This is a genomic window from Silanimonas sp. (assembly GCF_027530345.1).
Lineage (GTDB): Bacteria > Pseudomonadota > Gammaproteobacteria > Xanthomonadales > Xanthomonadaceae > Silanimonas.
This window is the reverse complement of the sequence record NZ_JAPZQK010000009.1, coordinates 66,469-92,087: the sequence shown is the minus strand read 5'-3', so window position 1 is coordinate 92,087 and position 25,619 is coordinate 66,469. Positions and strand designations below refer to the sequence as shown.

Below are 25,619 nucleotides of genomic sequence, written 5' to 3'. Positions count from 1 at the left end.
GCGCGCCGCCGCCGGGCCCCCCCGGCGGCTTTGCCTATCCGGAGCCCCCGCATGATCTTCGAAACCCTCGCCAAGACCGGCCATGAGGAAGTGGTGTTCTGCCACAACCCGGATGCCGGCCTGAAGGCCATCATCGCTATCCACAACACCGTGCTGGGCCCGGCCCTCGGTGGCACGCGCATGTGGCCCTACGCCACCGAGCAGGATGCGGTGAACGACGTGCTGCGCCTCTCGCGCGGCATGACCTACAAGGCGGCGGTGTCCGGCCTGAACCTCGGCGGCGGCAAGGCCGTGATCATCGGCGACCCGAACAAGGACAAGTCGGAAGCGCTTTTCCGCGCCTTCGGCCGCTTCGTGAATTCGCTCAACGGCCGCTACATCACGGCCGAGGACGTCGGCATCGACGTCAACGACATGGAATACGTGTTCCGCGAGACGGAGTTCGTCACCGGCGTGCATCAGGTGCACGGCGGCTCGGGCGACCCCTCGCCGTTCACCGCCTACGGCACCGTGCAGGGCCTGATGGCCGCGCTGAACGTGAAGTTCGGCAACGAGGACGTGGGCAAGTACAGCTACGCCGTGCAGGGCGTGGGCCACGTGGGCATGGAGTTCGTGAAGCTGCTGCGCGAGAAGGGCGCCAAGGTGTTCGTCACGGACATCAACAAGGACGCCGTGCAGCGCGCCGTCGACGAGTTCGGCTGCGAGGCCGTGGCCCTCGACGAGATCTACGACGTGGACGCCGACGTCTACTCGCCGACCGCCCTCGGCGGCACGGTGAACGCGGCCACCCTGCCGCGCCTGAAGTGCAAGATCATCTGCGGTGCGGCCAACAACCAGCTGGCGAACGACGAGATCGGCATGGAAGTGGCCAACCGCGGCATCCTCTACGCGCCGGACTACGCGGTGAACGCCGGCGGGCTGATGAACGTCTCGCTCGAGATCGACGGCTACAACCGCGAGCGCGCCATGCGCATGATGCGGACGATCTACTACAACCTCGGCCGCATCTTCGAGATCAGCAAGCGCGAGGGCATCCCCACCTTCCGCGCCGCCGACCGCATGGCCGAAGAGCGCATCAACAGCATCGGCAAGCTGAAGCTCCCGCACCTGGGCTCGGCACGACCGCAGTTCATGGGTCGCAAGGGCTGACCGACCCGCGCTTCACCCCGGACCCGGCATCCTTGCCGGGTCCGTTGTTTCCAGCTTCCGAGAAGACACCCATGCGCCCCTTCCCCCTCTCCGACGACATCGATGCCCTCCGCGACGCCGTCCGTCGTTTCGCCGAAAGCGAAATCGCGCCGCGCGCCGCGCAGATCGACCACGACAACCTGTTCCCGGCCGACCTGTGGCGGAAGCTGGGCGAGATGGGCCTGCTGGGCATCACCGTGCCGGGCGAGTACGGCGGCAGCGAGATGGGCTACCTCGCCCACCTCGTGGCGATGGAAGAGATCAGCCGCGCCTCGGGCTCGGTGGGCCTGAGCTACGGCGCGCATTCCAACCTGTGCGTGAGCAACCTCTACGCCAACGGCAACGCGGCGCAGCGCGCGAAGTACCTGCCCAAGCTGTGCAGCGGCGAGTGGGTGGGCGCGCTGGCGATGAGCGAGCCGGGCGCCGGCTCCGACGTGGTGGGCTCGATGGCTTGCCGCGCCGAGAAGAAAGGCGACGTGTGGGTGGCCAACGGCAACAAAATGTGGATCACCAACGGCCCCGAGGCCGACGTGCTGATCGTCTACATGCGCACCGCGGGCAAGGAGGCCGGCAGCCAGTGCATGACGGCCTTCCTCGTCGAGAAGGGCATGAAGGGTTTTTCCACGGCGCAGAAGCTCGACAAGCTCGGCATGCGCGGCAGCAACACCTGCGAGCTGGTGTTCGAGGACTGCGAGATCCCCGCCGAGAACGTGCTGGGCGAGGTGCACAAGGGCGTCAAGGTGCTGATGAGTGGCCTGAACACCGAGCGCCTCGTGCTTACCGGTGGCCCGCTCGGCCTGATGCAGGCGGCGATGGACATCGCCCTGCCCTACGTGCGCGAGCGCAAGCAGTTCGACGCGGCCATCGGCACCTTCGGCCTGATGCAGGGCAAGATCGCCGACATGTACACCGCGCTGCAGAGCAGCCGCGCCTTCGCCTACCAGGTGGGCCGCGACTACGACGCCGGCCACAAGAGCCGCGTCGATGCCGCCAGCTGCCTGCTGCACGCCTCGGAAGCCGCCGTGCAGGTGGCGCTGGAAGCCATCCAGACCCTCGGCGGCAACGGCTACATCAACGAGTACGACACCGGCCGCATCCTGCGCGACGCGAAGCTCTATGCGATCGGCGCCGGAACGAACGAGATCCGCCGCATGCTGATCGGCCGGGAGCTGTTCGCCGGCAACGCCTGAGGCATCAGGCGGCGGCCAGCGACCTCGCGGCGGGCTTGGCGAGGTACTTACGCTCCAGCCACAGCCCGGCAAGGAAGGACACCGCCACCGGCGCGAACCAGGCCACCAAGCCGAGATCGACCGGCACGCCCAACGCGTCGGTGAGGCGGCGGATGCCGATGCCCAGGAAGGCGATGTGCGTCGCCACGCCGCAGCCCAGCATCGCGCCGATGTGCTCGCGCAGCCACCACTTGGCCTCGGCCAACGGCTTCCATGCGCGCCAGAGCATCTGGCCACCAATGATGATGCCGACCCAGCTGAAGCCCATCAGCAAGGCGTCGCCCTGCTGGATACCGAAGGCGAACACCGCGAGGCCGCTGGCGACGTTCGCCACGGCGGCGGCGCGGTAACCGGTGCCGCGGTAACCGGCCTGGTCGCGCTTTCGGCGCAGGGCCAACCAGCCGAGGGCCATGGCGGTCGTCGTGATCACCACGAGGTAGGCGAGGAAAGTGGCGATGACGAACATCTCCCGCGCGAAGGCGAAGCCCGCCATCACCACTGAACTGGCGACGACGCCAATCATGCTGAGCAGGTAGGCCTTGCCCGCACCGCGATGCAGCGGCGAGCCCTTCTTCGACAGGCCGGCCATCCAGTAGGTGGCGAGGGCGATGACGCCACAGGCGATGTGGGCGGTGACGATGGCGCGGTACATGGCAGCTCTCCTTGGGGGTGCCGCCAGTCTCCGAATCGCGCGCCATCGCGCCGAGGTGCCGGTCGGCACCCGCGAGGGGTGAGGAAAGTCACCTTCGCCGTGGGGAGGGCGAAATCCGGGCGTGCAGGCACCGATACTGTGTGCATGAACTCCGAATTCGCCCGCAGCACTCGCACTCGCCTGCTCGCTCCGTTGAGCTGGGCGGCCTACATCACCTGGGGCGGCATCACCGCAAGCGCGGTACCGGCCGCCGCCTTGGTTCGCGGCGACATTGGCGTGTGGCTGGGGTTCGGCGCCCTGCTCGTGATGCTGGCGCTGTTCGTGCTGCAAGCCGCGCACGTGATCGACCATGCACGGCACCGACCGCGCGCCATCGCTGCCTTGCTGGCGCAGGGCCTGATGGTCGTCTTGGCCCAGCATCTGCTCGGATCGGCGGGCGTTTCGGTGCTCCTGATCATCGTGTCCGGCCAGCTGTTCACGATGCTTTCCGTGCCGATGGCCACCGCGATCCTCGTGCTGCTGAACGCGGCGGTGCTCGCGCTGTGGCGCTTGCGCGGCTTCGAGCTCGACGACCTGCTGCTCTCGATCCTGCCGATGCTCGGCTTCCAGGCCTTCGCAGCATTGACGGCGATGTACGCGGAGCGAAGCGAACGTCGCGGCGATGCGCTCGCCGACCTCAACGCCGAGCTGCAGGCCACGCAGCGCCTGCTCGAGGAGTCCACGCGCAGCGACGAGCGCCTTCGCTTGTCGCGCGAACTGCACGACGTGGCCGGCCACAAGCTCACGGCGCTGAAACTGCACCTTCGCGCCCTGCACCGCGACCCGGCCTTCGCCGGCCGCGAGGAACTCGGCATCTCGCTGCAGCTGGCCGACGAACTCTTGGCCGACATCCGCGCGGTGGTCAGCGAACTGCGGCAGCACGACGGCATCCAGCTCGGCGACGCCCTCGCTGCCCTCGCCCGGCCGCTGCCGGGCGTGCGCATCGAGCTGCAGGGCCGGGAGCAGGCCCGGGTGGCCTCGGTGGCCCAGGCTGAGGTGCTGCTGCGCTTCGCCCAGGAGGGGCTGACCAATGCCCTGCGCCACGGGCAGGCCTCGCACGTGGCGCTGCGGGTCGACACCGTCGACGGCCGCCTGCGCCTCAGCGTGGAGGACGACGGCCACGGGCGACTGCCGCTGGCCGAGGGCAATGGGCTGCGCGGCATGCGCGAGCGCCTCGCGGCCTTCGGCGGCGAACTGCACATCGAACCCTGCACACCGCAGGGCCTTCGCTTCCGTGCGGAACTGCCCGCCATCGCCGCTGGGGTGGCCGCATGAACCGCCCGGAAGCCACGCGCATTCGACTTGCACTCGCCGATGACCAGGCGCTGGTGCTGAAGGGGCTCTCGGCCCTGCTCGTCGATCTCGGCTTCGAGGTCGCCTTGGAGAGCCCCGATGCGGAACGGCTGATTGCCGCCCTGCCGCAGCGCCCGGTGGACGTGATCGTCAGCGACATCCGCATGCCGGGGCTCGGCGGCATCGGCCTGATTCGCGCATTGCGCGAAAGCGGCGACGCCACCCCGGTGATCCTACTCACCACCTTCGACGACAGTGCGCTGATGCTCGCCGCCATCGAGGCCGGCGCGCAGGGGTTCCTGCTGAAAGACGCCGCGCCGGAGGACCTGCACGACGCCATCGATCGCGTGGCGCGCGGCGAGACCCTGCTGCAACCCGTTTCGCTGGGCCCGGTGCGCGCCCTGCTTCCGGCCGAGCGCAGTGCAGGCCAACCGCACCTCACCGAGCGCGAAGCCAGCATCCTGAAGCTCGTGGCGGGCGGCTACTCGAACAAGGAGATCGGCCGCGTGCTGCACCTCTCCGAAGGCACGGTGAAGAACTACATCTCCGACCTGCTGGTGAAGCTCGACTGCCGCGACCGAACCCATGCGGTGATGAAGGCGATCAGCCAGCGGCTGGTCTGAGACGAGGCCCGGCCGCGCCCTTCGGGCGGCCGTGTTGACAAGCGAAATGAATCGTGTACGTTTGTCATACGTTCGTTGCCGACGCCGCACATGAGCCCCAAGACCACCCTGCTGAGTGTCCGCATCTCCGACGAGGACGCCGCGTTCCTGGCCGGCCTCGAGCGGCGCGGTGCCACCACCCCCAGCGAAAAGCTCCGCGCTCTCCTCGCCGAAGCCCGCGACGCGGCGGAGGCCCGCACCGATGCGGCCTCCGCGGTGCAGCGCCTTCATGGCGAATTGGCACCGACCGTGGAAGCCATCCGCCGCTTCGAACTCGACACCGGCCAGCGCAGCGCCCTGTTGGCCGAGGCCCTGCAGCGCGTGCCGGAGATCGCCGGCCTGCTGGTGGCCGGCCCCGGCACCGAATCCAAGGACGCCGATTTCCTGGCGCTCGAAGCCCGCGTCGCCGACCGCGCCATGGCCCTGCTTGAAGGCCTGCTCCGGCTGGCCGTCACCCGAACCGCCCCCTGCTATGCGCCCGACGTGGTCGCACGGCGCATCGATTCCGTGCTGGAGCTGGGCACGGTGATCCTTCACCATCGCAGCTCGCCTGAAAGGAGTTCTCCATGAAAGAGGCCATTTCCACCCGCGTCGGCCGGCTGATCGCCGGCTCGGTCAATGCCCTGATCAATGCGGTCGAGGATGCCGCGCCCGAGATGGTGATGGAGCAGGCGCTGCGCGAGATCGATGGCGCGACCGACGACGTGCGCGCCGAGCTCGGCAAGGTCCTGGCCACGCGCCACCTCGCGACCAAGCGCCTCGCGGAAGAGAACCAGAAGCACGAGACGCTCGGTGACCAGATCGAACTGGCCGTCGCGCAGAACCGCGAGGACCTCGCCGAGGCCGCCATTGCCAAGCAGTTCGACATCGAAGCGCAGATCCCGGTGCTCGAGAGCGCCATCACCGAGGCGCAGACGCAGCAGAAGGAACTGGAAGGCTACGTGGCCGCGCTCACCGCGCGCCGTCGCGAGCTGGAAGGCGAACTGCAGCAGTTCCGCGCCGCGCAGAAGGCCGCTGCGGCCGCGCAAGCCGCCGGTGGCGCCGCCGCCGGCAGCGGCCCCTCGCCCGCCCGCCGTGTCAGCGAAGCCGAGACGGCGTTCTCGCGGGTGATGCAGCGCGCTGGCGGCGTGCCGGGCTCGACGCCGAGCGGTGCCGATGCCGCGCGCCTCGCCGAGCTCGAAGCGCTGTCGCGCGCCAACCGCATCCAGGAGCGCCTGGCGCAGATCAAGTCGAAGAAGGCGGACTGAGCCGCGATGCTCGATTTCCTCACCGCGGGCGGCAACCTGCCCTTCGTCGTGGCGCTGCTGATGGTGGTGATGCTTGGCCTGATCGAAGGGCTGGGCATGGTCACCGGCTTCAGCGCCTCCGGCGTGCTCGACGAATGGCTCGACCCTTCGGCCTCCGACGCGGCCGAGGTGGCGGGCTACTCCACTGCGCTAGACCGCTTCCTCGGCTGGCTGCACTTCGGCAAGGTGCCCGCACTGATCCTGCTGGCCACCTTCCTGTTGGCCTTCGGCGTGGTGGGTCTTTCGGTGCAGATGCTGGTGCACGGCGTTTCGGGCTTCACGCTGCCTGCGTGGCTGCTTGCCCCGCTGGCGGTCGTCCCGGCCTTCGGCGGCACCCGTTTGTTCGGCAGCTTCTTCGCCCGCGCCCTGCCCCGCGACGAGACGCAGTCGATCTCGCAGGAAGAGCTGGTCGGCCGCGTCGCCACGATCGTCCTCGGCGAGGCGAAAACCGACTCCGCGGCGCAGGCCAAGGTGCGCGACCGCTTCGGCCGCCAGCATTACGTGCTGGTCGAGCCCGACGAGGCCGGCGCCAGCCATGCCCAGGGCAGCCAGGTGCTCCTCGTCTCGCGCGATGGCGCCGTCTACCGCTGCATCGCCAACGCGAATCCCGCCCTCTCCCCCTGACGCGCTGAAGCGTCTACCCCCCGTTCCATCCCCCACGTTCGTCCCCCGCCACAAGGAGTTCCACCGCCATGGGTCTTGATTTCATGGGCATCGTGCTGATTGCCGGTGCCAGCCTCGGCTTCATCCTCTTCGTCATGCTGGTGCTGTCGCGGCTCTATCGCCGCGCCACCAAGGAAGTCTCGTTCGTCCGCACCGGCTTCGGCGGACAGAAGGTGATCGTCAACGGCGGCGCGCTGGTGTTCCCGGTGCTGCACGAGATCATCCGCGTCAACATGAACACGCTGAAGCTCGACGTGCAGCGTGCCCGCGAGCAGGCCCTGATCACCCGCGATCGCATGCGCGTCGACGTGCAGGCCGAGTTCTACGTGCGCGTGCAGCCGGTCGAGGAATCGATCGCCAATGCCGCGCAGACCCTCGGCATGAAGACGATGGAACCGGAGTCGCTGAAGGAGCTGGTCGAAGGCAAGTTCGTCGACGCCCTGCGCTCGGTGGCCGCCGAGATGGGCATGGAAGAGCTGCACGAGCAGCGCACGCTGTTCGTCCAGAAGGTGCAGCAGGTCGTTTCCGAGGACATCCTGAAGAACGGCCTCGAGCTGGAGTCGGTCTCGCTGACCGGCCTCGACCAGACCGGCAAGGAATTCTTCAACCCGGACAACGCCTTCGACGCCGAAGGCCTCACCAAGCTGACGGAAGCCATCGAGCTGCGCCGCAAGAAGCGCAACGAGATCGAGCAGCAGACGGAAGTCCAGATCCAGCGCATGAACCTCGAAGCCTCGCAGCAGCGCCTGCAGATCCAGCGCGACGAGGAATACGCGAAGCTCGAGCAGGAGCGCGAGGTGGAGATCCGCCGTGCCGCGCAGTCGGCGGAAATCGCCCGCGAGCAGGCGCAGAAGACCCAGGAGGCCGAGGGCGCGAAGATCACCGCCCAGCAGCAGGTCGACTCGGCCAAGATCGCCGCCCAGCGCGCGGTGGAAGAGCAGCGCATCGCGATGGACCAGCAGCTGAAGGAACGCGAGATCGAGAAGACCAAGAACGTCAACACGGCCGAGGTCAACCAGAAGAAAATCGTCGAGCTCGCCGAGCAGGAGAAGGCGATCGCCATCGCCGAGAAGTCGCGCGCGCAGTCGGAAGCCCAGGCGGCCGCGGACATCGCCCGCGCTGACGCCGTGAAGGCGCAGGAGCAGGTCGACACCGTGCGTGAGGTCGAGCGCGCCGAGCGCCAGAAGCGCATCGAGCTGGTCGAAGCGGCGAAGGAAGCCGAGCGCGAGCAGATCGCGATCACCATCGCGGCCGAGTCCGAGAAGCAGGCGGCCGCCGAGAAGGCCGAGGCCATCCGCACGCTGGCGACGGCCAACGCCGACCAGAAGCGCATCGAGGCCGAGGCGGAAGCCGCCGCGGAGAAGCTGCGCGCCGAAGCCGCCGAAGTGCGCTACCGCGTCGATGCCGACGGTGCCAAGGCAGTCAATGCCGCGGCGAACACGCTGTCGGCCGAGCAGATCGAGATGCAGCTCCGCCTGGCGCTGCTCAAGCACCTGCCCGACATCATCCGCGAGAGCGTGCGTCCGATGGAGGCCATCGACGGCATCAAGATCATCAACGTCGACGGCCTCAACGCCGGCGGCGCGAACGGTTCGCTCGCCGCCTCGGGCGAGGGCAACGCCGCGCAGGGCAACCTCGCCGAGCAGGTGGTCGCCAGCGCGCTGCGCTACCGCGCCCACGCGCCGCTGGTCGATTCGCTGATGAAGGACGTCGGCCTGAGCGGCGCCGACCTCAATGGCCTGACCGCCGGCCTGACCGCCGGCCTGAAGGCCCCGCACGCCAGCGGCCCGAGCCGCGGCACCGACGCGTAAGGAGACGACCATGGCGAATTCCCGCAGCTACTTGGACATCGCACTGGCCTCGATCGAGGTGTTCACCGACGACGGCAAGCTCGACCTCGAGGAGTTGAACTTCCTGTTGGGCCTCGCGTTGCGCGACGGCGTGGTCGACGAGGACGAGAAGCGCGTGCTGGCCAACGTGTTCCGGCGCGCCGAGCAGGGCGAACTCCGTCCCGCCGTGCGCGCGCGCATCGCCGAGGTGCGTGCGAAGCACGGCGTACCGGCGTGATGCATCGCGCGGCGCTCGCCATCGCCCTGCTGGCCGGCATCGCCGGTCCAGCGGGCGCGCAGGAGCGCCCCGAAGCAACCTGCAAAGACGACGTCGAAACCGCGTTCCGCAAGGCCTTGGCCGCCGACGCGAATGCCCGGCGCGCTGCGTCGGGAACCCGGTTGCAGCTGGATTGCATCGCCGTGCCCGGCGATGCCAAGGGGGCGGTGCACGTCATTGGCAGCTTCCGCGACGATGCGACGCGCTCCTACACCGAAGGCGGCGACGGCGAGGGCTATGCCTTCGTCCTCGCCACGCTGGACGGCGCGGGCCGCTTGCGCCACCACGTCGTGGCGACGGCCATCGAGGACGCGATGACGTTGTTCCACGGCGGTGAGTTCACGCTCGACACCACCTTCGATGGCATCGCCCCCGGCGGCGGCGTGATCGGCGTGGCCGTCAGCCAGACGGCCCCGGGCGCTAGCGCTCCGGACAATCGCTGGGGTGACGAGTACGCGCTGTTCGTGCCCGACGGTCGCGGTTTCCGCCGCGTGCTGGGGCTGGCGCGCTATCGGCAGGAAGCGATCGAGGGCTGCGTCAACGTGCAGTGCCAGGGCGCCCGCTGGACCAACACCGCCGCCACCCTTGCTGTTGGCGAGGTTTCAGACGACGGCTGGCGACGTCTCGTGATGCGGCTTGATGCGGACGAGTTCGCTGTCGAGCCGGCGGTGGTGCAGTCGGCGCCGACCTCGACGACGCTTGTCCTCGTGCATCGCAATGGCGCTTACCAACGTGATGACGGCAGCCCACCGCCCGGCAGTGAGTACTTCCTGCTGGTGCCTTGGTGACGACGGGCCTCGTCCCCCTACCCCAAGGTCCCGGTGCATACGTTTGCAGCTGAAACCACCGGGGGCGGATAATCCCGGCTTTCCTCCCCGGGACTTCCCCATGTCGGACATCGTCATCCTAGGCGCCAAGCGCACCGCCCTCGGCGCTCTTCTCGGACAGTTCACCGGGGTGCCCACGCCCACGCTCGGCGCGGCCGCCATCAAGGGCGCCCTCGAGCAGAGCGGCGTCGCTGCTGAAGCCGTCTCTGAAGTGATCATGGGCTGCGTGCTGCCGGCCGGCCTCGGCCAGGCCCCGGCCCGCCAGGCCATGCTGGCCGCCGGCATCCCGGCCGCCGCGGGCGCCACGACCATCAACAAGGTTTGCGGTTCGGGCATGAAGGCCGTGATGCTGGGCGCTGACCTCATCAAGGCCGGCTCGGCTGACGTGGTGATTGCGGGCGGCATGGAGAGCATGACCAACGCCCCGCACCTGCTGAACGGCTCGCGCACCGGCATCCGCTACGGCAGCGCCGAAATGCTCGACCACATGGCGTGGGACGGCCTCACCAACCCCTACGACAAGCAGCCGATGGGCGGCTTCGGCGAGCTCTGCGCCGCCAAGTACACCTTCACCCGCGAGGAGCAGGACGCCTACGCCGCCGAGTCGGTGCGCCGCGCACAGACCGCGCAGGCCGAGGGCAAGTTCAAGGCGGAGATCGTCCCGGTGATCGTGGCCGGCAAGAAGGGCGACACCGCCATCGACCAGGACGAGCAGCCGGGCCGCTGCAACATCGAAAAGATCCCGACGCTGAAGCCCGCCTTCAAGAAGGACGGCACGATCACCGCCGCGGCCTCCTCCTCGATCAACGACGGCGCCGCCGCGCTGGTGCTGGCCTCGGCCGACAAGGCCAAGGCCCTCGGCGCCACGCCCATCGCCCGTGTCGTGGCGCACGCCACGCACTCGCAGGCGCCGGAGTGGTTCACCACGGCCCCGGTGGGCGCCATCCAGAAGGTGCTGGACAAGGCCGGCTGGACGGTCGATTCGGTCGATCTGTTCGAGGTCAACGAAGCCTTCGCCGTCGTCGCGATGGCACCGATGCGCGAGCTCGGCATCCCCCACGGGAAGCTCAACATCCATGGCGGCGCCTGCGCGCTCGGCCATCCGATCGGTGCCTCGGGCGCCCGCCTGCTGGTGACCCTGCTGAACGCGCTGGCCCAGACCGGTGGCAAGCGCGGCGTCGCGGCGCTCTGCATCGGCGGCGGCGAGGCCACGGCGGTGGCCGTCGAGCTCGCCTGAGCCCGTGACTTTCGGGGGTGGCAAGCCACCGGCGAAAAAGGGACCGTCAAGGGCTTGACTACGGTCGGGTTCTTGTCATGATGAACACAACGTGCGCCGATGAATGTGCACGTTTTTCTTATTACCTACACGTGTAGACGAGGACTCATTCCATGTCGCTGAACAAGTCGCTGCTCGCTCTGGCCGTCGCCCTGGCCCTGACCGCCTGCTCGAAGCCGGCTGAAGAAGCCGCCCCGGCCGCCGAAGCTCCGGCTGCTGAGGCCCCGGCTGCTGAAGCCCCGGCCGCCGAAGCCCCGGCCGCTGAAGAAATGGCCCCGGCTGCTGACGCCGCCGCCACCGACGCTGCCGCCGCTGTCGAAGGCGCTGCCACCGACGCCGCTGCTGCCGTCGAAGGCGCTGCCACCGACGCCGCTGCCGCCGTCGAAGGCGCTGCTGCCGACGCCGCTGCTGCCGTCGAGCCGGCCGCTGAAGAAGCCCCGGCCGAAGAGACCCCGGCCCAGTAATTCGGGCTGCGAGTCCCTCGCTCTGAAACCGCCGGGCTTGCCCGGCGGTTTTTTTTCGCCCAGACGCTACCATCGCGATCTCCCGTCGCTCCCCCGCCGTCTCGACCCATGCCCCAGCTGCACAGCCAGATCGATCCGCGATCGCCGGATTTCCTTGCCAACGCCGACGCGCTGAAGGCCAATGTCAGCGAACTCGACCAGCGCCTCGCGCGCGCGGCCGAGGGCGGCGGCGAAAAGGCCCGCGCCAAGCACACGGAGCGCGGCAAGCTGCTGCCCCGTGAGCGTATCGAAGCCCTGCTCGACCCCGGCTCGCCCTTCCTCGAGATCGCGCCCTTGGCCGCCGAAGGCCTGTACGACGGCGCCGCACCGGCCGCCGGGATGATCTGCGGCATCGGCAACGTGCACGGCCAGCAGGTCGTCGTCGTCGCCAATGATGCGACGGTCAAGGGTGGCACCTACTTCCCGATGACGGTGAAGAAGCACCTCCGCGCGCAGGAGGTGGCCCTCGAGAACCGTCTTCCCTGCGTCTACCTCGTCGATTCCGGCGGCGCCTTCCTGCCGCTGCAGGACGAGGTGTTCCCGGACAAGGAGCACTTCGGCCGCATCTTCTTCAACCAGGCGCGGATGAGCGGCCTCGGCATCCCGCAGGTGGCGGTGGTGATGGGCAGCTGCACCGCCGGCGGCGCCTACGTGCCGGCGATGTGCGACGAGTCCATCATCGTCAAGGAACAGGGCACGATCTTCCTCGGCGGCCCGCCGCTGGTGAAGGCCGCGACTGGCGAAGTGGTCGATGCCGAAGCGCTCGGCGGTGCCGACGTGCACACACGCATTTCCGGCGTGGCCGACCATTACGCCGAGGACGACCGTCACGCGCTGGCCATCGCCCGCGACGTGCTGGCCCACCTCAATCGCAAGAAGTCGCCGACCGTCGCCACGCAGCCGGTGCGCGAGCCCGCCTACCCGGCCGAGCAGCTGTACGGCGTCGTGCCCAAGGACACCCGCAAGCCCTTCGACATCCGTGAGGTCATCGCGCGCCTCGTCGACGGCAGCGAGTTCCAGGAGTTCAAGGCGCGCTACGGCACCACGCTCGTGTGCGGCTTCGCGCACCTGCACGGCTATCCCGTCGGCATCGTCGCCAACAACGGCATCCTGTTCGCCGAGAGCGCGCTGAAGGGCGCGCACTTCATCGAACTGTGCAACCAGCGCAACATCCCCCTGGTGTTCCTGCAGAACATCACCGGCTTCATGGTCGGCAAAAAGTACGAGAACGCCGGTATCGCGAAGGACGGCGCCAAGATGGTGACGGCCGTGGCCTGCTCGCACATGCCGAAGTTCACCGTCGTCATCGGCGGCAGCTTCGGCGCCGGCAACTACGCGATGTGCGGCCGCGCCTACGGCGCGCGCTTCCTGTGGATGTGGCCGAACGCGCGCATCAGCGTGATGGGCGGCGAACAGGCGGCCAGCGTGCTCGCCACGGTGAAGCGCGACGGCCTCGAGGCCGCCGGCAAGGCCTGGAGCGCGGACGAAGAGGAAGCCTTCAAGGCGCCGATCCGCGAGCAGTACGAGACCCAGGGCAGCCCCTACTACGCGACGGCGCGCCTGTGGGACGACGGCATCATCGACCCCGCCGACACCCGCCGCGTGCTGGGTCTGGCGCTGTCGGCCGCGCTGAACGCGCCGATCGAGCGCACCACCACGACCGAGCAGCGCTACGGCGTGTTCCGCATGTAATCGCTCCTGCGCCGCCCTTCCCCTCCCCCCCGCTCAAGGACGATCGGTTTCCATGATTGTCGGTATCGACCTCGGCACCACCCACTCCCTCATCGGCGCGTTCGTCGATGGACAACCCAAACTCTTCCCGAATGCACACGGCGACGTCCTGACGCCTTCGGCGATCAGCGTCGACGACACCGGCACGCTGCTGATCGGCAAACCCGCGAAGGAGCGGGTGATCAGCCACCCGCGGCAGAGCATCGCCAGCTTCAAGCGCTGGATGGGCAGCCGGCGGGAAACCGTTCTCGGCAAGCGCTCGTATCGGCCCGAGGAGCTGTCGGCGCTGGTGATCCGCTCGCTGCTCGACGATGCCGAGGCAGCACTCGGCATCCGGCCGACCGAGGCCGTCATCAGCGTGCCGGCCTACTTCGGCGACGCGCAGCGGCGCGCCACGCGCCGGGCGGGGGAGCTGGCCGGTGTGAAGGTGGAGCGGCTGATCAACGAACCCACGGCCGCCGCGTTGGCGTACGGCTTGGCCGAGAAGCTCGACGACGCCCACGTGCTCGTGCTCGATCTCGGCGGCGGGACCTTCGACGTCTCGATCCTCGAGCTTTTCGAAGGCGTGGTGAAGGTGCATGCCAGCGCCGGCGACAACTTCCTCGGCGGCGATGACTTCACCGAAGCGCTGGAGCAGCATTTCCTCGTGGAAACCGGCGTGCTTCGGACCACGCTGCCCACCGGCGACGCGAGCCTGCTGAGGCAGCGCGCGGAAGTCGCGAAGCGCCAGCTCTGCGCCAACCAGCCGACCCAGATTGCGCTGACGCTGGGCAGCCGGGAGTACTCCGTTGCGCTCGACCCCGACCGCTTCGACGAGGTGATCTCGCCACTGGTGGCGCGGATGCGCGCACCGATCGAACGCGCGATCCGCGATGCGGGCCTGCGTGGCCCCGACCTCGCGGAGATCGTGATGGTCGGCGGCGCTTCGCGGATGCCGCAGCTTTCGCGCCTTGCTGCGCGTCTGCTGGGCCGGCTGCCGCTGCGCCACGTCGCGCCCGACGAAGCCATCGCCCACGGCGCCTGCGTGGCGGCAGGCCTCAAGGGGCGCGACCAGACGCTCGAGGAGATCGTCCTCACCGACGTCTGCCCGCACTCGCTCGGCGTGGCCATCAGCATCGACCTCGGCAATGGCGTGCGCAGCGACGGCCATTTCGATCCGATCATCGAGCGCAACAGCACGGTGCCGGTGAGCCGGGTTCGCGAGTACACCCCGGTGCATGCGCACCAGTCGACGGTGAAACTGCACGTCTTCCAGGGGGAAAACCCCCGCGTCGAGCACAACATCGCCCTCGGTGCCCTCGACATCCCCCTGCCCCCCGGGAACCCCGAGGAGCGCGGGGTCGATGTGCGGTTCACCTACGACATCAACGGCGTCCTGCAGGTCGAGGCCAGGGTGCAGAAGTCGGGTGTCGTTCGCGAGCTGGTCATCGTGCAGGACGGTTCCGGCCTCGACGACGCCGAAGTGAAGGCGAGGCTGGCCGAGCTGGCGGCGCTGAAGGTGCATCCGCGCGACGAGCAGCCCAACATCGCGATCATCGCGCGCGCCGAACGCCTCTTCGCCGAGGCGCTGGGCGACGACCGCAAGCAACTGCAGGGAATGATCGTGCAGTTCCAGTCGGCGTTGCTGACGCAGGACCGCGACCTCGTCGCAGCCCACCGGACCTCCTTCGAGGAAGCGCTCGACGCCTTCGACGCGCGGCTGCACCGATGAGCACGACGCCTTGGGACATCCTTGGCATCGGCGACGACGCTGATGCCAAGGCCATCAAGCGCGCTTACGCGCGCGCACTGAAGTCCACGAGACCCGACGAGGATCCGATCGGCTTCCAGCGGCTGAACGACGCCTACGAGTGGGCGTTGGGCGCCGTCCGGCATCGCGATGCGAATGCAACACCGCCAACGGCATCGGATGAAGGGTTGCCCACGCCGGACGCGCTGCCGGAGCTCGGGCGTCCCGTCGATGCGCCTCCGGACCTTCCGCCCCCCATACCCGAGCCGGAAAGCCAGCCGGTCGCAGCGCCGGACGAAGGGCGGGGCTTCGACTTCGGTGCATTCTTCGACGCACTCGCACCGCGACTGGCCAAGGATCGACCTGCGACCCTCCAAAGCTGGCTCGACGAACATCCCGATCTCTACTCGATCGACCTGAAGTGGGCCCTGATCCCTCGCGTCGTCGACGCCCTCGCGCGCAGCATCGATGCGATCCGACCCCGGCCGGACAACGTTGCGGCCTTGATGGCGTTCTTCGGGGTCGATGCCCGGCTTCGCCGCCACCCGGCTCTGGCACCGGCGCTCGACCATATCGATGCCTCGCTGGTGCGCATGGCGAGCGGCATCGAGACGCCGCGTGAGACGACCTTTGCCTCGCCGCTCGCGTCCGAGCTCGACGCGGAGACGCTGGACGCCGAGCGCGAGACGCTGCGCCGCGAGATCGGCCTGAGCCTCGACGGGCGCGGACGCGTCCTGACAACCAGACAGGCGGCGCTGCTCCAGCACGCCATCGACGATGTGCCGCGCTGGCGCGTATTCCTCGACCTGCTGCCACCGAATCGCCAACGCGACGCGCAAGCGCACCTGGGGCCGCACGCGCTCCGGCTGCAACGGTGGCAGGCGGCAGGCGTCGACGTTCCGAACCTCGAGTTGCTGCTGGCCTTGTCGGCACCGGCCGGGGTCAACGGTCCGAAGGCACTGTTGAGCATCATCCGCATCCTGCTCGCCGGCGGGTTGGCCGCACCGCTGCTGGTGTATGGCCTGGCGCAGGAACCCGATTCACCCATCAAGGGACTGGTGGCGGCGGGAACGATCGTCACCGGCGCGACTCTCTCGGTCGTCGCCGCGCTATGGCTGTTGGGCCTCGCGTTCGGATGGCTGCTGGAGGCGTTCTCGATCCTGATGGGCCGCCTATGGCCCTGGATCCAGCGTCGGACGTGGAGCCTGTATCGGTGGATCCTTATCGTGCCGGCGACGCTGCTGCCTCTCGCCGGCTGGCCCGGCGATACCGCCGCCAACCTCGCGCTCGGATTCTCCGGTTTCGCGCTGGCCTGGTCGAGCAGGCCCAAGGTCGTGCCGCTGCTCGTGCTGGTCCTGCTGCTGGGCACAACGATGCTGCACGCCGGCCTGGAGATCGAAGCCGTCTCGCTGTTGGATTTGAACCGGTTCGGCATGGCACTGGGCGTTGTCGCCGCCTTCGCCATCGAGCGGGTCGTTCAGGAGCGGGACCTGCGGGAACGGGGCACGCCTCGGGAGGGTTGGGGTCCCACCTTCGCGGCGCTCTGGATGGCCGGGATGGCCTGGTTCCTGGTCCTGATCATCCGCTGAACGGACACCCAGGCGATTCGCGTCAGCGCGTCGGCTCGCAACCGGTGCAGCCACCACAGCCGTTCGATGCAACACGCGGTGGCGCGATCCACCGCCCTGCCCGCTTCATCCATGCCGGCCGCCCCTCGCGCACCAGCGGGACGGCGAGCGCGACGCGCAGGCGGCGGCTGAGGCCCGGGGCGCGGTCGTGCACCACGAAGGCCGCGGCGGCCAACACCAGCAGGGCAACGATGAACTCCTGCAGCATCACCCCGCCCCCATCGCGACGGCGAGCTGGTAGGCGATGAAGGTGGCCCCATAGGCCAGCGCGAACAGGTAGGCCGTGGCGATGCCGGTCTGCCGCCAGCTGTTGGTCTCGCGCTTGATCGTGGCCAAGGTGCTGATGCACTGCGGCGCATAGATGAACCACACCAGGAGCGCGATCGCCGTGGCCAGCGACCAGTCGTTCGCGATCAGCGGCGCCAGTGCGCCGGCCTGGTCGTCGCTGACGGCGGAAATGGCATAGACGGTGGCCAGCGCCGAGACCGCCACCTCACGCGCGGCCATGGCCGGGATCAGCGCGATGCAGATCTGCCAGGTGAAGCCGAGCGGCGCGAACAGCGGCACGATGGCGTGGCCGATCATGCCGGCGAAGCTGTGGTCGATGGCGGCACCGGTAGCGCCGTCGGGCGGCGTGGGGTAGCTGGCGAGGAACCACAGCAGCACCGTGAGGGCGAGCAGGATGCCGCCCACGCGCTTCAGGAAGATCGCCGCGCGCTCGTAGAGGCCGATGGCGACGTCGCGCGGGTTCGGCCATCGATAGGCGGGAAGCTCCAGCAGAAGCGCGTGCTCGCGGGTGTCGCGGCGCCAGCGCTTCATCACCCAAGACACAGCGAGGGCCGAGAGGATGCCCGCGGCATACAGCGCGAAGAGCACGAGGCCCTGCAGGTTGAACACGCCCAGCACGTCGCGCTGCGGGATGAAGGCACCGATGAGCAGGGCGTACACCGGCAGGCGCGCGGAGCAGGTCATCAGCGGCGCGACCAGGATGGTGGCGAGGCGGTCGCGCGGGTCCTGGATGCTGCGCGTGGCCATGATGCCGGGCACGGCGCAGGCGAAGCTCGAGAGCAACGGAATGAAGCTGCGGCCGGAGAGACCGACGCCGGCCATCACGCGATCGAGCAGGAAGGCGGCGCGCGGGAGGTAGCCGCTCTCTTCGAGCGCGAGGATGAAGAGGAAGAGGATCAGGATCTGCGGCAGGAAAACCACCACGCCACCGAGTCCAGCGATCAGTCCATCGACGACGAGGCTCTTCAACGGTCCCGCCGGCATCCACGCGGCAACGGTGGCCCCGAACCACGCGGTGGCGGCTTCGATGCCGCCCATCAGCGGTTCGGCCCACGCGTACACGGCCTGGAACATCAGGAACATCACCGCCGCCAGCAGCACGAAGCCGAACACCGGGTGCAAGGCGATGCAGTCGAGACGGTCTTCGGTGGTGAGGCCCGCCGGCGGCAGCCGCACGGCGGCATCGAGGAGGCGATGCACTTCGGCATGCAGGGCCTCGGCGTCGGGCATCGCGTTCGCCGCAGCGGCCGGTGGCAGGCGCGCCTCACCGGCATCGATCGCCGCCAGCAACGTGTCCGCACCGCCGCGCTGCACGGCAACGGTGGGCACCACGGGCACGCCGAGTTCCGCGGAAAGACGCGCGATGTCGATGGCGATGCCGCGCCGTTTGGCGGCGTCGACGAGGTTCAGCACGACCAGCATCGGCTTGCCCAGCGCCTTCAGCTCCAGCACGAAGCGCAGGTGCAGGCGCAGGTTGGTGGCATCGACGACGCAGAGCAGCAAATCCGGCGGCGGTTCACCGGGATAGAAGCCGCGAAGGAGGTCGCGGGTCACCGCTTCATCCAGGCTGGCCGCCTGCAGGCTGTAGGCACCGGGCAGATCGAGGATCGCCAGCTCGCGACCCGAAGGAAGCCGCGCGCGACCTTCCTTGCGCTCGACGGTGACGCCGGCGTAGTTGGCCACCTTCTGCCGGCTGCCGGTGATGCGGTTGAACAGCGCGGTCTTGCCGCAGTTCGGATTGCCGACGAGCGCGGCGCGCATCACGGCTGCGCCGCCCTGCTTTCGGCGAGCCGTACGCGGGCGGCTTCGACCCGACGCAGCGCGAAGCGCGTGCCGGCGATCTGCACCAGCAGCGGGTCACCACCGAAGGGACCGCGCGTCACCACGCGCACCGGCTCGCCGGCGACGAAACCGAGCTCGCGCAAGCGGCGGGCGATCGTGTCATTGGCATGGACGTCGTCAACGGCGGCGACGGTGGCGGAGCTGCCGGTGGGCAGGTCAAGCAGGGTCATGGGCTGGTCCATGAGAATCGTTCTCATTGTAGACATTTCCATCACGGCGCGCCGGCTCGACCGCCAACGTCGGCGAGGCGGGCGCAGTCGCTAGAATCGGGGGCTTCCCGGCCCCGCCCGGAGCCCATCCGCCCCCTCCGGAGGACGCGTGTCCCATCCCATCGACCTGCTGCGGCGCGGCGCCGTCGCTTGGCTGGCCCTCGCACGGCCCGAGGTGCACAACGCCTTCGACGCCGGCCTGATCGGCGCCCTGAACACCATGCTCGACGCGCTGGCCGCCGACGCTTCGGTGCGCGCCCTCGTGCTGACGGGCCAAGGCAGCACCTTCTCGGCCGGCGCTGACCTGCACTGGATGCGCGGCATGGCCAAGGCCAGCGAAGCCGAGAACCTCGCCGACTCGCTGGAACTCGCGCGCCTGATGCGCACGCTGAACTTCTTTCCGAAGCCGACGATCGCCCGCGTCAACGGTTCGGCCTACGGCGGCGGCGTCGGGCTCGTGGCCTGCTGCGACATCGCCATCGCCGTCGAGGGCGCGAAGTTCTCGCTGTCGGAGGCCAAGCTCGGCCTCGTGCCGGCGGTGATCTCGCCCTACCTCGTGGCGGCCATCGGCGCGCGCCAGGCCCGCAAGCTGTTCCAGACGGCGGAGGTGTTCGAGGCGCCGGAAGCCGCGCGCATCGGCCTGCTGCACCGCTGCGTGCCGGCCGGCGAGCTCGATGAAGCCGTCGACCGCGAGCTGCACTGGCTCGGCAAGGGCGGCCCCATCGCGCAGGCGGAAGCGAAGACGCTCGCCCTGCGCATGGGCGGCCTGACGCGCGAGGACGCCGAGCGCATCGACGCCGAGAACGCCAAACTGATCGCGCGCCTGCGCGTCTCGCCGGAAGGCCAGGAAGGCCTGGGCGCCTTCCTCGACAAGCGCGCGCCGCGCTGGGTGGGCTAAAGCCATGGGCGAGCGCCTCTCCCCCGTCATCAACCTTGACGCGTTGCAGCCGGAGCTGATTACGGCGCCGCCCGACGAAAGCCCGAAGAAGTACCGGGGCGCCATGGTGGCCCCGATCTCGCCCCGCGTCGGCGCGCAGAAGCTGGGCTACAACGTCACCATCGTGCCGCCCGGCAAGGCGGCCTTCCCGGCGCACAACCACTACGGCAACGAGGAGATGTTCCTCGTGCTCGAAGGCGAAGGCGAACTCCGCGTCGGCGCCGAGCGCTACCCACTGCGCGTGGGCGACGTCATCGCCTGCCCCGTCGGCGGGCCGGAAACGGCCCACCAGATCCGCAACACCTCAGCCAGCGCGACGCTGCGCTACCTCGCCGTGAGCACGATGATCTTCCCCGACCTCTACCAGTACCCGGACTCCGGCAAGACCGGCGCCTCGCACTTCCTCGGCTTCGACGAGTCGGGCGAACGCCGCATCGTCCGGCTGCGCAACCGCGAAGCCGACAACCTCGGCTACTGGGACGGCGAGTGATGTTCCAGACCCTGCTCATCGCCAACCGCGGCGAGATCGCCTGCCGCGTCATCCGCACCGCGCGAAAGCTCGGCATCCGCACCGTCGCCGTCTACTCCGACGCCGATGCCGACGCCCAGCACGTGCGCCTCGCCGACGAAGCGCACCGCATCGGCGGCCCGGCGCCCGGCGACAGCTACCTGCGCGGCGACGCCATCCTCGAGGTGGCGAAGAAGACCGGCGCGCAGGCCATCCATCCGGGCTACGGCTTCCTCTCGGAGAACGCCGACTTCGCCGACGCGGTGGCTGCGGCGGGCATCGCCTTCGTCGGTCCGTCGGGCACGTCGATGCGGAAGATGGGCAGCAAGGCCGGCGCCAAGGAGCTGATGCACGCGGCCGGCGTGCCGGTGGTGCCGGGCTACACCGGCGCCGACCAATCGCCCGCGCTTCTGCAGCGCGAGGCCGACGCCATCGGCTACCCGCTGATGATCAAGGCCGCGCACGGCGGCGGCGGCAAGGGCATGCGCATCGTGCGCGCTTCGGGTGAGTTCGCCGCGGCGCTGGAGAGCTGCCAGCGCGAGGCGAAGAACGCCTTCGGCCGCGACCGCGTGCTGCTGGAGCGCTATGTCGAGAAGCCGCGCCATATCGAGATCCAGGTGTTCGCCGACACCCACGGCCACACCTTGCACCTCAACGAACGCGAGTGCTCGGCGCAGCGCCGCTACCAGAAGGTGGTCGAGGAATCGCCCTCGCCCTTCCTGACGCCGGATCTGCGCGAAGCCATGGGCGCGGCGGCCGTGCAGGCGGCGAAGGCCATCGACTACGTCAACGCCGGCACCGTCGAGTTCATCGTCGGGCAGGACGGCGGCTTCTATTTCATGGAGATCAACACGCGCCTGCAGGTCGAGCATCCGGTGACGGAGCTGGTGACCGGGCTCGATCTCGTCGAGCTGCAGCTGCGCGTCGCCGCTGGGCAAGCCCTGCCCTTCGCGCAGCACGAGGTGCGCCAGCACGGCCACGCCATCGAGCTGCGCCTGTACGCGGAAGACCCGGCGGCCGGCTTCCTCCCGGGCTCTGGCAAGCTGGAGCGCCTGCGCCTGCCAGCGCCGTCCGCCCACGTGCGCCTCGACGGCGGCGTGGTCGAAGGCGACACGGTCACGATCTTCTACGACCCGATGATCGCCAAGCTGATCGTCTGGGACGAAACGCGGCCGCGTGCGTTGGCGCGGCTCCGAGAGGCGCTGGCCGACTGCGACATCCGAGGTCCGAAGTCGAACGTGGCCTTCCTCGAAGCGCTGGTGCGCCACCCGAGTGTCATCGAAGGCACCATCGACACCGGCTACCTCGACCGCGCGCTGGGAGAAGTGCTCACCCCGGCCACACCGCCGCCCCCGCCGATGCTCGCCCTCGCGGCGGCCGCCGTGTTGATGCGCGAAGAACAGTCCACGCGCGAACTTGCGGCGGCCGGCCCCGACCCGACCTCGCCCTGGGCGATCGCCGATGGTTGGCGCCTCGGCCACGGCGGCGCGCGTCGCCTGGTGCTCGAAGCCGCCGGCGTCCGCCACGTGCTGAACGCGCGCGGCCACGGTGGCGACTACGCCATCGGGCTCGAAGGCGAGGCATCGACGATCCGCGTCGACGGCCTCCGGCTCGGTGATGACGGCCGCGCCTCGGCCCGCGTCGACGGCGCCGCGGTGCTGGCCCGCGCCCATGTCGATGCCGGCTCGGTGCTGCTCCACGACGGCACGCAACGTTGGCTGATCGAACGCCTCGGCGCCTTCGCGTTCGCCGGCAAGACGGGCGCGGGGGGGGATGGCACGCTGAAGGCCCCGATGCCTGGACGCGTGGTGCTGGCCAAGGTGAAGCCGGGCGACGCCGTGGCCGAAGGCCAGGAATGCGCAGTGATGGAAGCGATGAAGATGGAGCTGAGCCTGAAGGCGCCGCGCGCCGGCACCGTCAAGGAAGTCCGCGCGACTGCTGGTGACTTCGTCGAGGCCGATGCCGTGCTGGTGGTGCTGGAATGAGCACGGCCGCCGCGGTGACCAACGACGTCGTCCGCATCGTCGAGGTCGGCCCGCGCGACGGGCTGCAGAACGAGAAGGCGCTGGTCGGCACCGCCGACAAGATCGCGCTGATCGAAAAGCTTGCCGCCACGGGCCTCGGCACCGTCGAAGCCACGGCCTTCGTCAGCCCGAAGTGGGTGCCGCAGATGGCCGACGCCGCCGAGGTCTATGCCGGCGTGGCGAAGCGCGACGGCGTGCGCTATCCGGTGCTGGTGCCGAACCTGCAGGGCTACGAGCGAGCGCGCAGCGTCGGCGTCACCGAGATCGCCGTGTTCGGCGCGGCCTCGGAAGCCTTCAGCAAGGCCAACATCAACGCCAGCATCGCTGAATCTCTGGAGCGTTTCGCGCCCGTGCTCGACGCCGCGAAGCGCGACGGCTTGGCGGTGCGCGGCTACGTCTCGACGGTGCTCGGCTGCCCCTACCAGGGCGAAGTACCTGTCGCCGAGGTCGTGCGCGTGGCCAAGGCCCTGCATGCGATGGGCTGCTACGAGATCTCACTCGGCGACACCATCGGCGTCGGCACGCCGCGCAAGGCGCGCGCGATGCTCGAGGCCGTCGCCAGCGAAGTGCCGATGACCGCGCTGGCCGTGCACTTCCACGACACCTACGGCCAAGCGGTGGCCAACGTGGCCACCTGCCTCGAAGCCGGCGTGCGCGTCGTGGATGCCGCCGTCTCCGGCACCGGCGGCTGCCCCTACGCCAAGGGCGCGAGTGGCAACGTCGCCACCGAAGACATCGCCTACCTCCTCGACGGGATGGGCTTCGCCCACGGCGTCGACCTCGATGCGCTCATCGCGACCGGCCGCTGGCTGTCGTCGGTGCTGGGCCGCGACTCCATGAGCAAGGTGAACCGTGCAAAGCCATGAACCCCTGCGCGCGGCCGTGGCCTATGCCGGCCGCCGCCCGACCTACGACCACCCGATCGCCTTCGACGCCGGTGAGCGCCTGACGATCACCCGCAACGACGACGAGTGGCCCGACTTCCACTGGTGCATCACGCCGGGCGGCGCGGAAGGCTGGACGCTGCGCAGCGCCTTCGAACTCGACGAGGGCCAGTCGCTCGACACCCTTCCGGCCACCGCCCATGCCGTCGCGGCGTACGACGCCCGCGAACTGGCGCTGACGCCCGGCGAGCGGCTTCTAGTCGCCGACGACCAGGGCGGCTGGCGTTGGTGCTACTCGGCCAAGGGTGACGCCGGCTGGGTGCGGAAGGCCGACCTCAGCCAGATCGAGGACGCGGCGCGCTTCGTGATGCGCCCGATGCGGTCGACGGACGACGCAGCCGTCGCCGACATCATCCGCAGCGTGATGCCGGAGTTCGGCGCCGATGGCCCGGGCTTCGCCATCCATGACGCCGAAGTGGGCGCGATGCATGCGGCCTACGCGCGATCGGGGGCGGCCTACTTCGTCGTCGAAGTGGCCGGCGTCGTGTTGGGCGGTGGCGGCATCGCGCCCTTGGAGGGCATCGATGGGGTCTGCGAGCTGCGCAAGATGTACTTCAAGCCCGGCCTGCGCGGCCTCGGTGCCGGCACGGCGCTGATCGCCCGCTGCCTGCATGCCGCGCGGCGCCTCGGCTACCGCCAGTGCTACCTCGAGACGCTCACCGGCATGGACGCGGCGCAGGCGCTGTACGAGCGCGCTGGCTTCCAGCGAATCACGCAGGCGATGGGGGCCACCGGCCACTTCGGCTGCAACCGCTTCTATCTGCGCGCCTTGTAGGCAAGACGCGCGGACGCCTTGCTTTTTCGGCATCGCTCGGCCACCTTTTCTCGCGCCGAAATCGGCCCATGGAAAGGACCAACGATGCATACCCCCCCGAAATCGGGCGCGAAGCTCGCGCTCGCCCTTGCTGTCACCCTCACCCTGTCGGGTTGCCTGAGCACGCGCTCCTACGTCGATACGGCGCTGCCGATGGTCGGGAAATCCGACGTCGGCACGGTGGCGTCCCCCGCCCCAGTGCAGGTGCTCGCGGAATTCCGCACCCAAGGCAATGCCAATGCCCGCGCCACCGGCTTCATGAAGCCCCGAGTGCTGGCCGTGGCGAACGAATCAGGCCTGTTCACGACGGCGACGGAAGCAGCGGCGTCCAACCAGGCGACGCTCACCGTGGTCATCGACAACGTTCCGCTCACCGACAACGCCGCGGCGAAAGGCTTCGGCACGGGCCTGACCTTCGGCGCCGTAGGAACCATGGTGACGGACGGCTATGCGGCCACGCTCACCTATCGCGTTGGCGAGACATCGAAGTCGGTGGAAGTGAAGCATGCGCTGCACACGACGGTGGGCAACCACGCGGGCCCGGCGAACCTCACGCCCGTGAGCCCGGACCAGGCGGCAGGCCAGGTCATCGACCAGATCACTTGGAACGGCCTGAAGCAGCTCCGCGAACAGGGGGCGTTCGAATGATCGGCCGCGCCATTTCGCTGTCGCGCGCCGGTGGCTTGCTTCTGGCGTCCTGCATCCTCGCAGGCTGCGTGTCGATGCCCGCCGCGCAGTACCAGACCGCGGTCGCGTCGCGTCCGTTGGCCGCAGGTGCACCGGTCGCCGTCGGCGAGGCGCGCGCCGCGGCCGACGTGAAGAACGACCGGGTCTCGCTGCGGGGCTCGCCGATGATGTCTTCGGCCTCCGATGGCCGTTTCAGCGGCTACATTCGCGAAGCGCTCATCGCCGAGCTGTCGGCCAGCGGCCGCTACTCCGCCAGCGCCGAGCGCAGCATCGCTCTCGAGCTGCTGCGCCACAAGGTCGATGCCAGCGGCGTCAGCGAGGGCTCCGCCGAACTCGCCGTACGCATCGTGGTGAGCGGCGGCAACGGCGAACGCTTCGAAAAGACGTACGAGGCCGCACACAACTGGCCCTCGTCGTTCATCGGCGCCGTCGCGATCCCGGCCGCCTACGACAACTACCCGACGGCCGTGCAGAAGCTTCTGGTCGCCGTCCTGTCCGACCCGGACTTCCAGGCCGCGATCGACTGACGCAACAGGCCGGCCACGCGCCGGCCC

General features: G+C 69.3%; 26 protein-coding genes. 22 read left to right on the top strand and 4 right to left on the bottom strand.

Translation table 11 applies throughout. From position 1 onward, the window contains the following. Positions 1 to 51 precede the first annotated feature (51 nt). The gene (locus O9255_RS06120; RefSeq protein WP_297865966.1) at positions 52 to 1,149 is read left to right on the top strand and encodes a Glu/Leu/Phe/Val dehydrogenase dimerization domain-containing protein; all 1,098 of its coding nucleotides are present in this window, start codon (positions 52 to 54) and stop codon (positions 1,147 to 1,149) included. 71 nt (positions 1,150 to 1,220) lie between these two features. After that, positions 1,221 to 2,378: an isovaleryl-CoA dehydrogenase gene (locus tag O9255_RS06115; RefSeq protein WP_297865965.1), complete on the top strand. Its 1,158-nt coding sequence runs from the start codon at positions 1,221 to 1,223 to the stop codon at positions 2,376 to 2,378. A gap of 4 nt (positions 2,379 to 2,382) precedes the next feature. Here the strand turns inward: O9255_RS06115 and O9255_RS06110 are convergent, their stop codons facing one another. Beyond that, on the bottom strand, positions 2,383 to 3,069 hold the full coding sequence (locus O9255_RS06110) for a hypothetical protein (RefSeq protein ID WP_297865964.1): 687 nt from the start codon (positions 3,067 to 3,069) through the stop codon (positions 2,383 to 2,385). A gap of 144 nt (positions 3,070 to 3,213) precedes the next feature. Here O9255_RS06110 and O9255_RS06105 point away from each other — a divergent pair, with 144 nt between their 5' ends. From O9255_RS06105 to O9255_RS06045, 13 genes are all read left to right on the top strand, one after another. Beyond that, on the top strand, positions 3,214 to 4,383 hold the full coding sequence (locus O9255_RS06105; RefSeq protein ID WP_297865963.1) for a histidine kinase: 1,170 nt from the start codon (positions 3,214 to 3,216) through the stop codon (positions 4,381 to 4,383). Then, entirely contained in the window at positions 4,380 to 5,024 is a 645-nt protein-coding gene (locus tag O9255_RS06100; RefSeq protein ID WP_297865962.1) for a response regulator transcription factor, read from the top strand. Before O9255_RS06105 ends, O9255_RS06100 begins: the two co-directional genes overlap by 4 nt. A gap of 90 nt (positions 5,025 to 5,114) precedes the next feature. Further along, a complete protein-coding gene (locus O9255_RS06095; RefSeq protein ID WP_297865961.1) occupies positions 5,115 to 5,633 on the top strand; it encodes a hypothetical protein in 519 nt (172 codons plus the stop codon). Next, positions 5,630 to 6,310, top strand: coding sequence for a PspA/IM30 family protein (locus O9255_RS06090; RefSeq protein ID WP_297865960.1), 681 nt, complete (start codon positions 5,630 to 5,632; stop codon positions 6,308 to 6,310). Before O9255_RS06095 ends, O9255_RS06090 begins: the two co-directional genes overlap by 4 nt. 6 nt (positions 6,311 to 6,316) lie before the next feature. Further along, the gene (locus O9255_RS06085; protein WP_297865959.1) at positions 6,317 to 6,973 is read left to right on the top strand and encodes a YqiJ family protein; all 657 of its coding nucleotides are present in this window, start codon (positions 6,317 to 6,319) and stop codon (positions 6,971 to 6,973) included. A gap of 68 nt (positions 6,974 to 7,041) precedes the next feature. Beyond that, positions 7,042 to 8,823 (top strand): flotillin domain-containing protein, encoded by a 1,782-nt coding sequence (locus tag O9255_RS06080; RefSeq protein ID WP_297865958.1) that lies wholly within the window; start codon positions 7,042 to 7,044, stop codon positions 8,821 to 8,823. Between the two features lie 10 nt (positions 8,824 to 8,833). Next, the gene (locus tag O9255_RS06075; protein WP_297865957.1) at positions 8,834 to 9,079 is read left to right on the top strand and encodes a hypothetical protein; all 246 of its coding nucleotides are present in this window, start codon (positions 8,834 to 8,836) and stop codon (positions 9,077 to 9,079) included. Beyond that, positions 9,076 to 9,906 (top strand): hypothetical protein, encoded by an 831-nt coding sequence (locus O9255_RS06070; protein WP_297865956.1) that lies wholly within the window; start codon positions 9,076 to 9,078, stop codon positions 9,904 to 9,906. Before O9255_RS06075 ends, O9255_RS06070 begins: the two co-directional genes overlap by 4 nt. A gap of 100 nt (positions 9,907 to 10,006) precedes the next feature. Further along, positions 10,007 to 11,182: an acetyl-CoA C-acyltransferase gene (locus O9255_RS06065; protein ID WP_297865955.1), complete on the top strand. Its 1,176-nt coding sequence runs from the start codon at positions 10,007 to 10,009 to the stop codon at positions 11,180 to 11,182. Positions 11,183 to 11,334: 152 nt separating this feature from the next. Beyond that, the gene (locus O9255_RS06060) at positions 11,335 to 11,685 is read left to right on the top strand and encodes a hypothetical protein (RefSeq protein WP_297865954.1); all 351 of its coding nucleotides are present in this window, start codon (positions 11,335 to 11,337) and stop codon (positions 11,683 to 11,685) included. A 108-nt stretch (positions 11,686 to 11,793) separates the two neighbouring features. Beyond that, the gene (locus O9255_RS06055) at positions 11,794 to 13,416 is read left to right on the top strand and encodes a carboxyl transferase domain-containing protein (protein WP_297865953.1); all 1,623 of its coding nucleotides are present in this window, start codon (positions 11,794 to 11,796) and stop codon (positions 13,414 to 13,416) included. 52 nt (positions 13,417 to 13,468) lie between these two features. Continuing rightward, complete coding sequence (locus O9255_RS06050) at positions 13,469 to 15,166, top strand: Hsp70 family protein (RefSeq protein ID WP_297865952.1); 1,698 nt, start codon at positions 13,469 to 13,471, stop codon at positions 15,164 to 15,166. Continuing rightward, positions 15,163 to 16,773: a J domain-containing protein gene (locus O9255_RS06045; RefSeq protein WP_297865951.1), complete on the top strand. Its 1,611-nt coding sequence runs from the start codon at positions 15,163 to 15,165 to the stop codon at positions 16,771 to 16,773. Before O9255_RS06050 ends, O9255_RS06045 begins: the two co-directional genes overlap by 4 nt. A 22-nt stretch (positions 16,774 to 16,795) precedes the next feature. Here the strand turns inward: O9255_RS06045 and O9255_RS06040 are convergent, their stop codons facing one another. The 3 genes from O9255_RS06040 to O9255_RS06030 are packed head-to-tail and all read right to left on the bottom strand — an operon-like array spanning position 16,796 to position 19,112. Beyond that, complete coding sequence (locus O9255_RS06040) at positions 16,796 to 17,020, bottom strand: DUF6587 family protein (protein WP_297865950.1); 225 nt, start codon at positions 17,018 to 17,020, stop codon at positions 16,796 to 16,798. Next, entirely contained in the window at positions 17,020 to 18,861 is a 1,842-nt protein-coding gene (locus O9255_RS06035; protein ID WP_297865949.1) for a ferrous iron transporter B, read from the bottom strand. Before O9255_RS06035 ends, O9255_RS06040 begins: the two co-directional genes overlap by 1 nt. Further along, positions 18,861 to 19,112 carry a FeoA family protein gene (locus O9255_RS06030; protein WP_297865948.1) on the bottom strand — a complete coding sequence of 84 codons (252 nt, stop codon included), beginning with the start codon at positions 19,110 to 19,112 and terminating at the stop codon, positions 18,861 to 18,863. The genes O9255_RS06035 and O9255_RS06030 overlap by 1 nt, the downstream gene beginning before the upstream one ends. 148 nt (positions 19,113 to 19,260) lie before the next feature. Here O9255_RS06030 and O9255_RS06025 point away from each other — a divergent pair, with 148 nt between their 5' ends. From O9255_RS06025 to O9255_RS05995, 7 genes are all read left to right on the top strand, one after another. After that, complete coding sequence (locus tag O9255_RS06025) at positions 19,261 to 20,049, top strand: enoyl-CoA hydratase-related protein (protein ID WP_297865947.1); 789 nt, start codon at positions 19,261 to 19,263, stop codon at positions 20,047 to 20,049. 4 nt (positions 20,050 to 20,053) lie between these two features. Further along, complete coding sequence (locus O9255_RS06020; RefSeq protein ID WP_297865946.1) at positions 20,054 to 20,578, top strand: cupin domain-containing protein; 525 nt, start codon at positions 20,054 to 20,056, stop codon at positions 20,576 to 20,578. Next, on the top strand, positions 20,578 to 22,581 hold the full coding sequence (locus O9255_RS06015; RefSeq protein WP_297865945.1) for a biotin carboxylase N-terminal domain-containing protein: 2,004 nt from the start codon (positions 20,578 to 20,580) through the stop codon (positions 22,579 to 22,581). The genes O9255_RS06020 and O9255_RS06015 overlap by 1 nt, the downstream gene beginning before the upstream one ends. After that, on the top strand, positions 22,578 to 23,486 hold the full coding sequence (locus tag O9255_RS06010) for a hydroxymethylglutaryl-CoA lyase (RefSeq protein WP_297865944.1): 909 nt from the start codon (positions 22,578 to 22,580) through the stop codon (positions 23,484 to 23,486). The genes O9255_RS06015 and O9255_RS06010 overlap by 4 nt, the downstream gene beginning before the upstream one ends. Next, positions 23,473 to 24,339 carry a GNAT family N-acetyltransferase gene (locus O9255_RS15260; protein ID WP_345781362.1) on the top strand — a complete coding sequence of 289 codons (867 nt, stop codon included), beginning with the start codon at positions 23,473 to 23,475 and terminating at the stop codon, positions 24,337 to 24,339. The genes O9255_RS06010 and O9255_RS15260 overlap by 14 nt, the downstream gene beginning before the upstream one ends. Before the next feature lie 84 nt (positions 24,340 to 24,423). Beyond that, complete coding sequence (locus O9255_RS06000; protein ID WP_297865943.1) at positions 24,424 to 25,026, top strand: hypothetical protein; 603 nt, start codon at positions 24,424 to 24,426, stop codon at positions 25,024 to 25,026. Then, positions 25,023 to 25,592, top strand: coding sequence for a hypothetical protein (locus tag O9255_RS05995; protein WP_297865942.1), 570 nt, complete (start codon positions 25,023 to 25,025; stop codon positions 25,590 to 25,592). The genes O9255_RS06000 and O9255_RS05995 overlap by 4 nt, the downstream gene beginning before the upstream one ends. Positions 25,593 to 25,619: the final 27 nt, after the last annotated feature.

Excerpts from the sequence above, each read along its gene's own strand:
- O9255_RS06045 (WP_297865951.1), top strand. The coding sequence starts at position 15,163 with ATGAGCACGACGCCTTGGGACATCCTTGGCATCGGCGACGACGCTGAT.
- O9255_RS06095 (WP_297865961.1), top strand. The coding sequence starts at position 5,115 with ATGAGCCCCAAGACCACCCTGCTGAGTGTCCGCATCTCCGACGAGGAC.
- O9255_RS06040 (WP_297865950.1), bottom strand. The coding sequence starts at position 17,020 with ATGCTGCAGGAGTTCATCGTTGCCCTGCTGGTGTTGGCCGCCGCGGCC.
- O9255_RS06015 (WP_297865945.1), top strand. The coding sequence starts at position 20,578 with ATGTTCCAGACCCTGCTCATCGCCAACCGCGGCGAGATCGCCTGCCGC.
- O9255_RS06055 (WP_297865953.1), top strand. The coding sequence starts at position 11,794 with ATGCCCCAGCTGCACAGCCAGATCGATCCGCGATCGCCGGATTTCCTT.
- O9255_RS06035 (WP_297865949.1), bottom strand. The coding sequence starts at position 18,861 with ATGCGCGCCGCGCTCGTCGGCAATCCGAACTGCGGCAAGACCGCGCTG.
- O9255_RS06010 (WP_297865944.1), top strand. The coding sequence starts at position 22,578 with ATGAGCACGGCCGCCGCGGTGACCAACGACGTCGTCCGCATCGTCGAG.
- O9255_RS06065 (WP_297865955.1), top strand. The coding sequence starts at position 10,007 with ATGTCGGACATCGTCATCCTAGGCGCCAAGCGCACCGCCCTCGGCGCT.
- O9255_RS06050 (WP_297865952.1), top strand. The coding sequence starts at position 13,469 with ATGATTGTCGGTATCGACCTCGGCACCACCCACTCCCTCATCGGCGCG.
- O9255_RS06090 (WP_297865960.1), top strand. The coding sequence starts at position 5,630 with ATGAAAGAGGCCATTTCCACCCGCGTCGGCCGGCTGATCGCCGGCTCG.
- O9255_RS06105 (WP_297865963.1), top strand. The coding sequence starts at position 3,214 with ATGAACTCCGAATTCGCCCGCAGCACTCGCACTCGCCTGCTCGCTCCG.
- O9255_RS06080 (WP_297865958.1), top strand. The coding sequence starts at position 7,042 with ATGGGTCTTGATTTCATGGGCATCGTGCTGATTGCCGGTGCCAGCCTC.
- O9255_RS06110 (WP_297865964.1), bottom strand. The coding sequence starts at position 3,069 with ATGTACCGCGCCATCGTCACCGCCCACATCGCCTGTGGCGTCATCGCC.
- O9255_RS05995 (WP_297865942.1), top strand. The coding sequence starts at position 25,023 with ATGATCGGCCGCGCCATTTCGCTGTCGCGCGCCGGTGGCTTGCTTCTG.
- O9255_RS06085 (WP_297865959.1), top strand. The coding sequence starts at position 6,317 with ATGCTCGATTTCCTCACCGCGGGCGGCAACCTGCCCTTCGTCGTGGCG.
- O9255_RS06115 (WP_297865965.1), top strand. The coding sequence starts at position 1,221 with ATGCGCCCCTTCCCCCTCTCCGACGACATCGATGCCCTCCGCGACGCC.
- O9255_RS06075 (WP_297865957.1), top strand. The coding sequence starts at position 8,834 with ATGGCGAATTCCCGCAGCTACTTGGACATCGCACTGGCCTCGATCGAG.
- O9255_RS06120 (WP_297865966.1), top strand. The coding sequence starts at position 52 with ATGATCTTCGAAACCCTCGCCAAGACCGGCCATGAGGAAGTGGTGTTC.
- O9255_RS06020 (WP_297865946.1), top strand. The coding sequence starts at position 20,054 with ATGGGCGAGCGCCTCTCCCCCGTCATCAACCTTGACGCGTTGCAGCCG.
- O9255_RS06030 (WP_297865948.1), bottom strand. The coding sequence starts at position 19,112 with ATGACCCTGCTTGACCTGCCCACCGGCAGCTCCGCCACCGTCGCCGCC.
- O9255_RS06060 (WP_297865954.1), top strand. The coding sequence starts at position 11,335 with ATGTCGCTGAACAAGTCGCTGCTCGCTCTGGCCGTCGCCCTGGCCCTG.
- O9255_RS06000 (WP_297865943.1), top strand. The coding sequence starts at position 24,424 with ATGCATACCCCCCCGAAATCGGGCGCGAAGCTCGCGCTCGCCCTTGCT.
- O9255_RS06100 (WP_297865962.1), top strand. The coding sequence starts at position 4,380 with ATGAACCGCCCGGAAGCCACGCGCATTCGACTTGCACTCGCCGATGAC.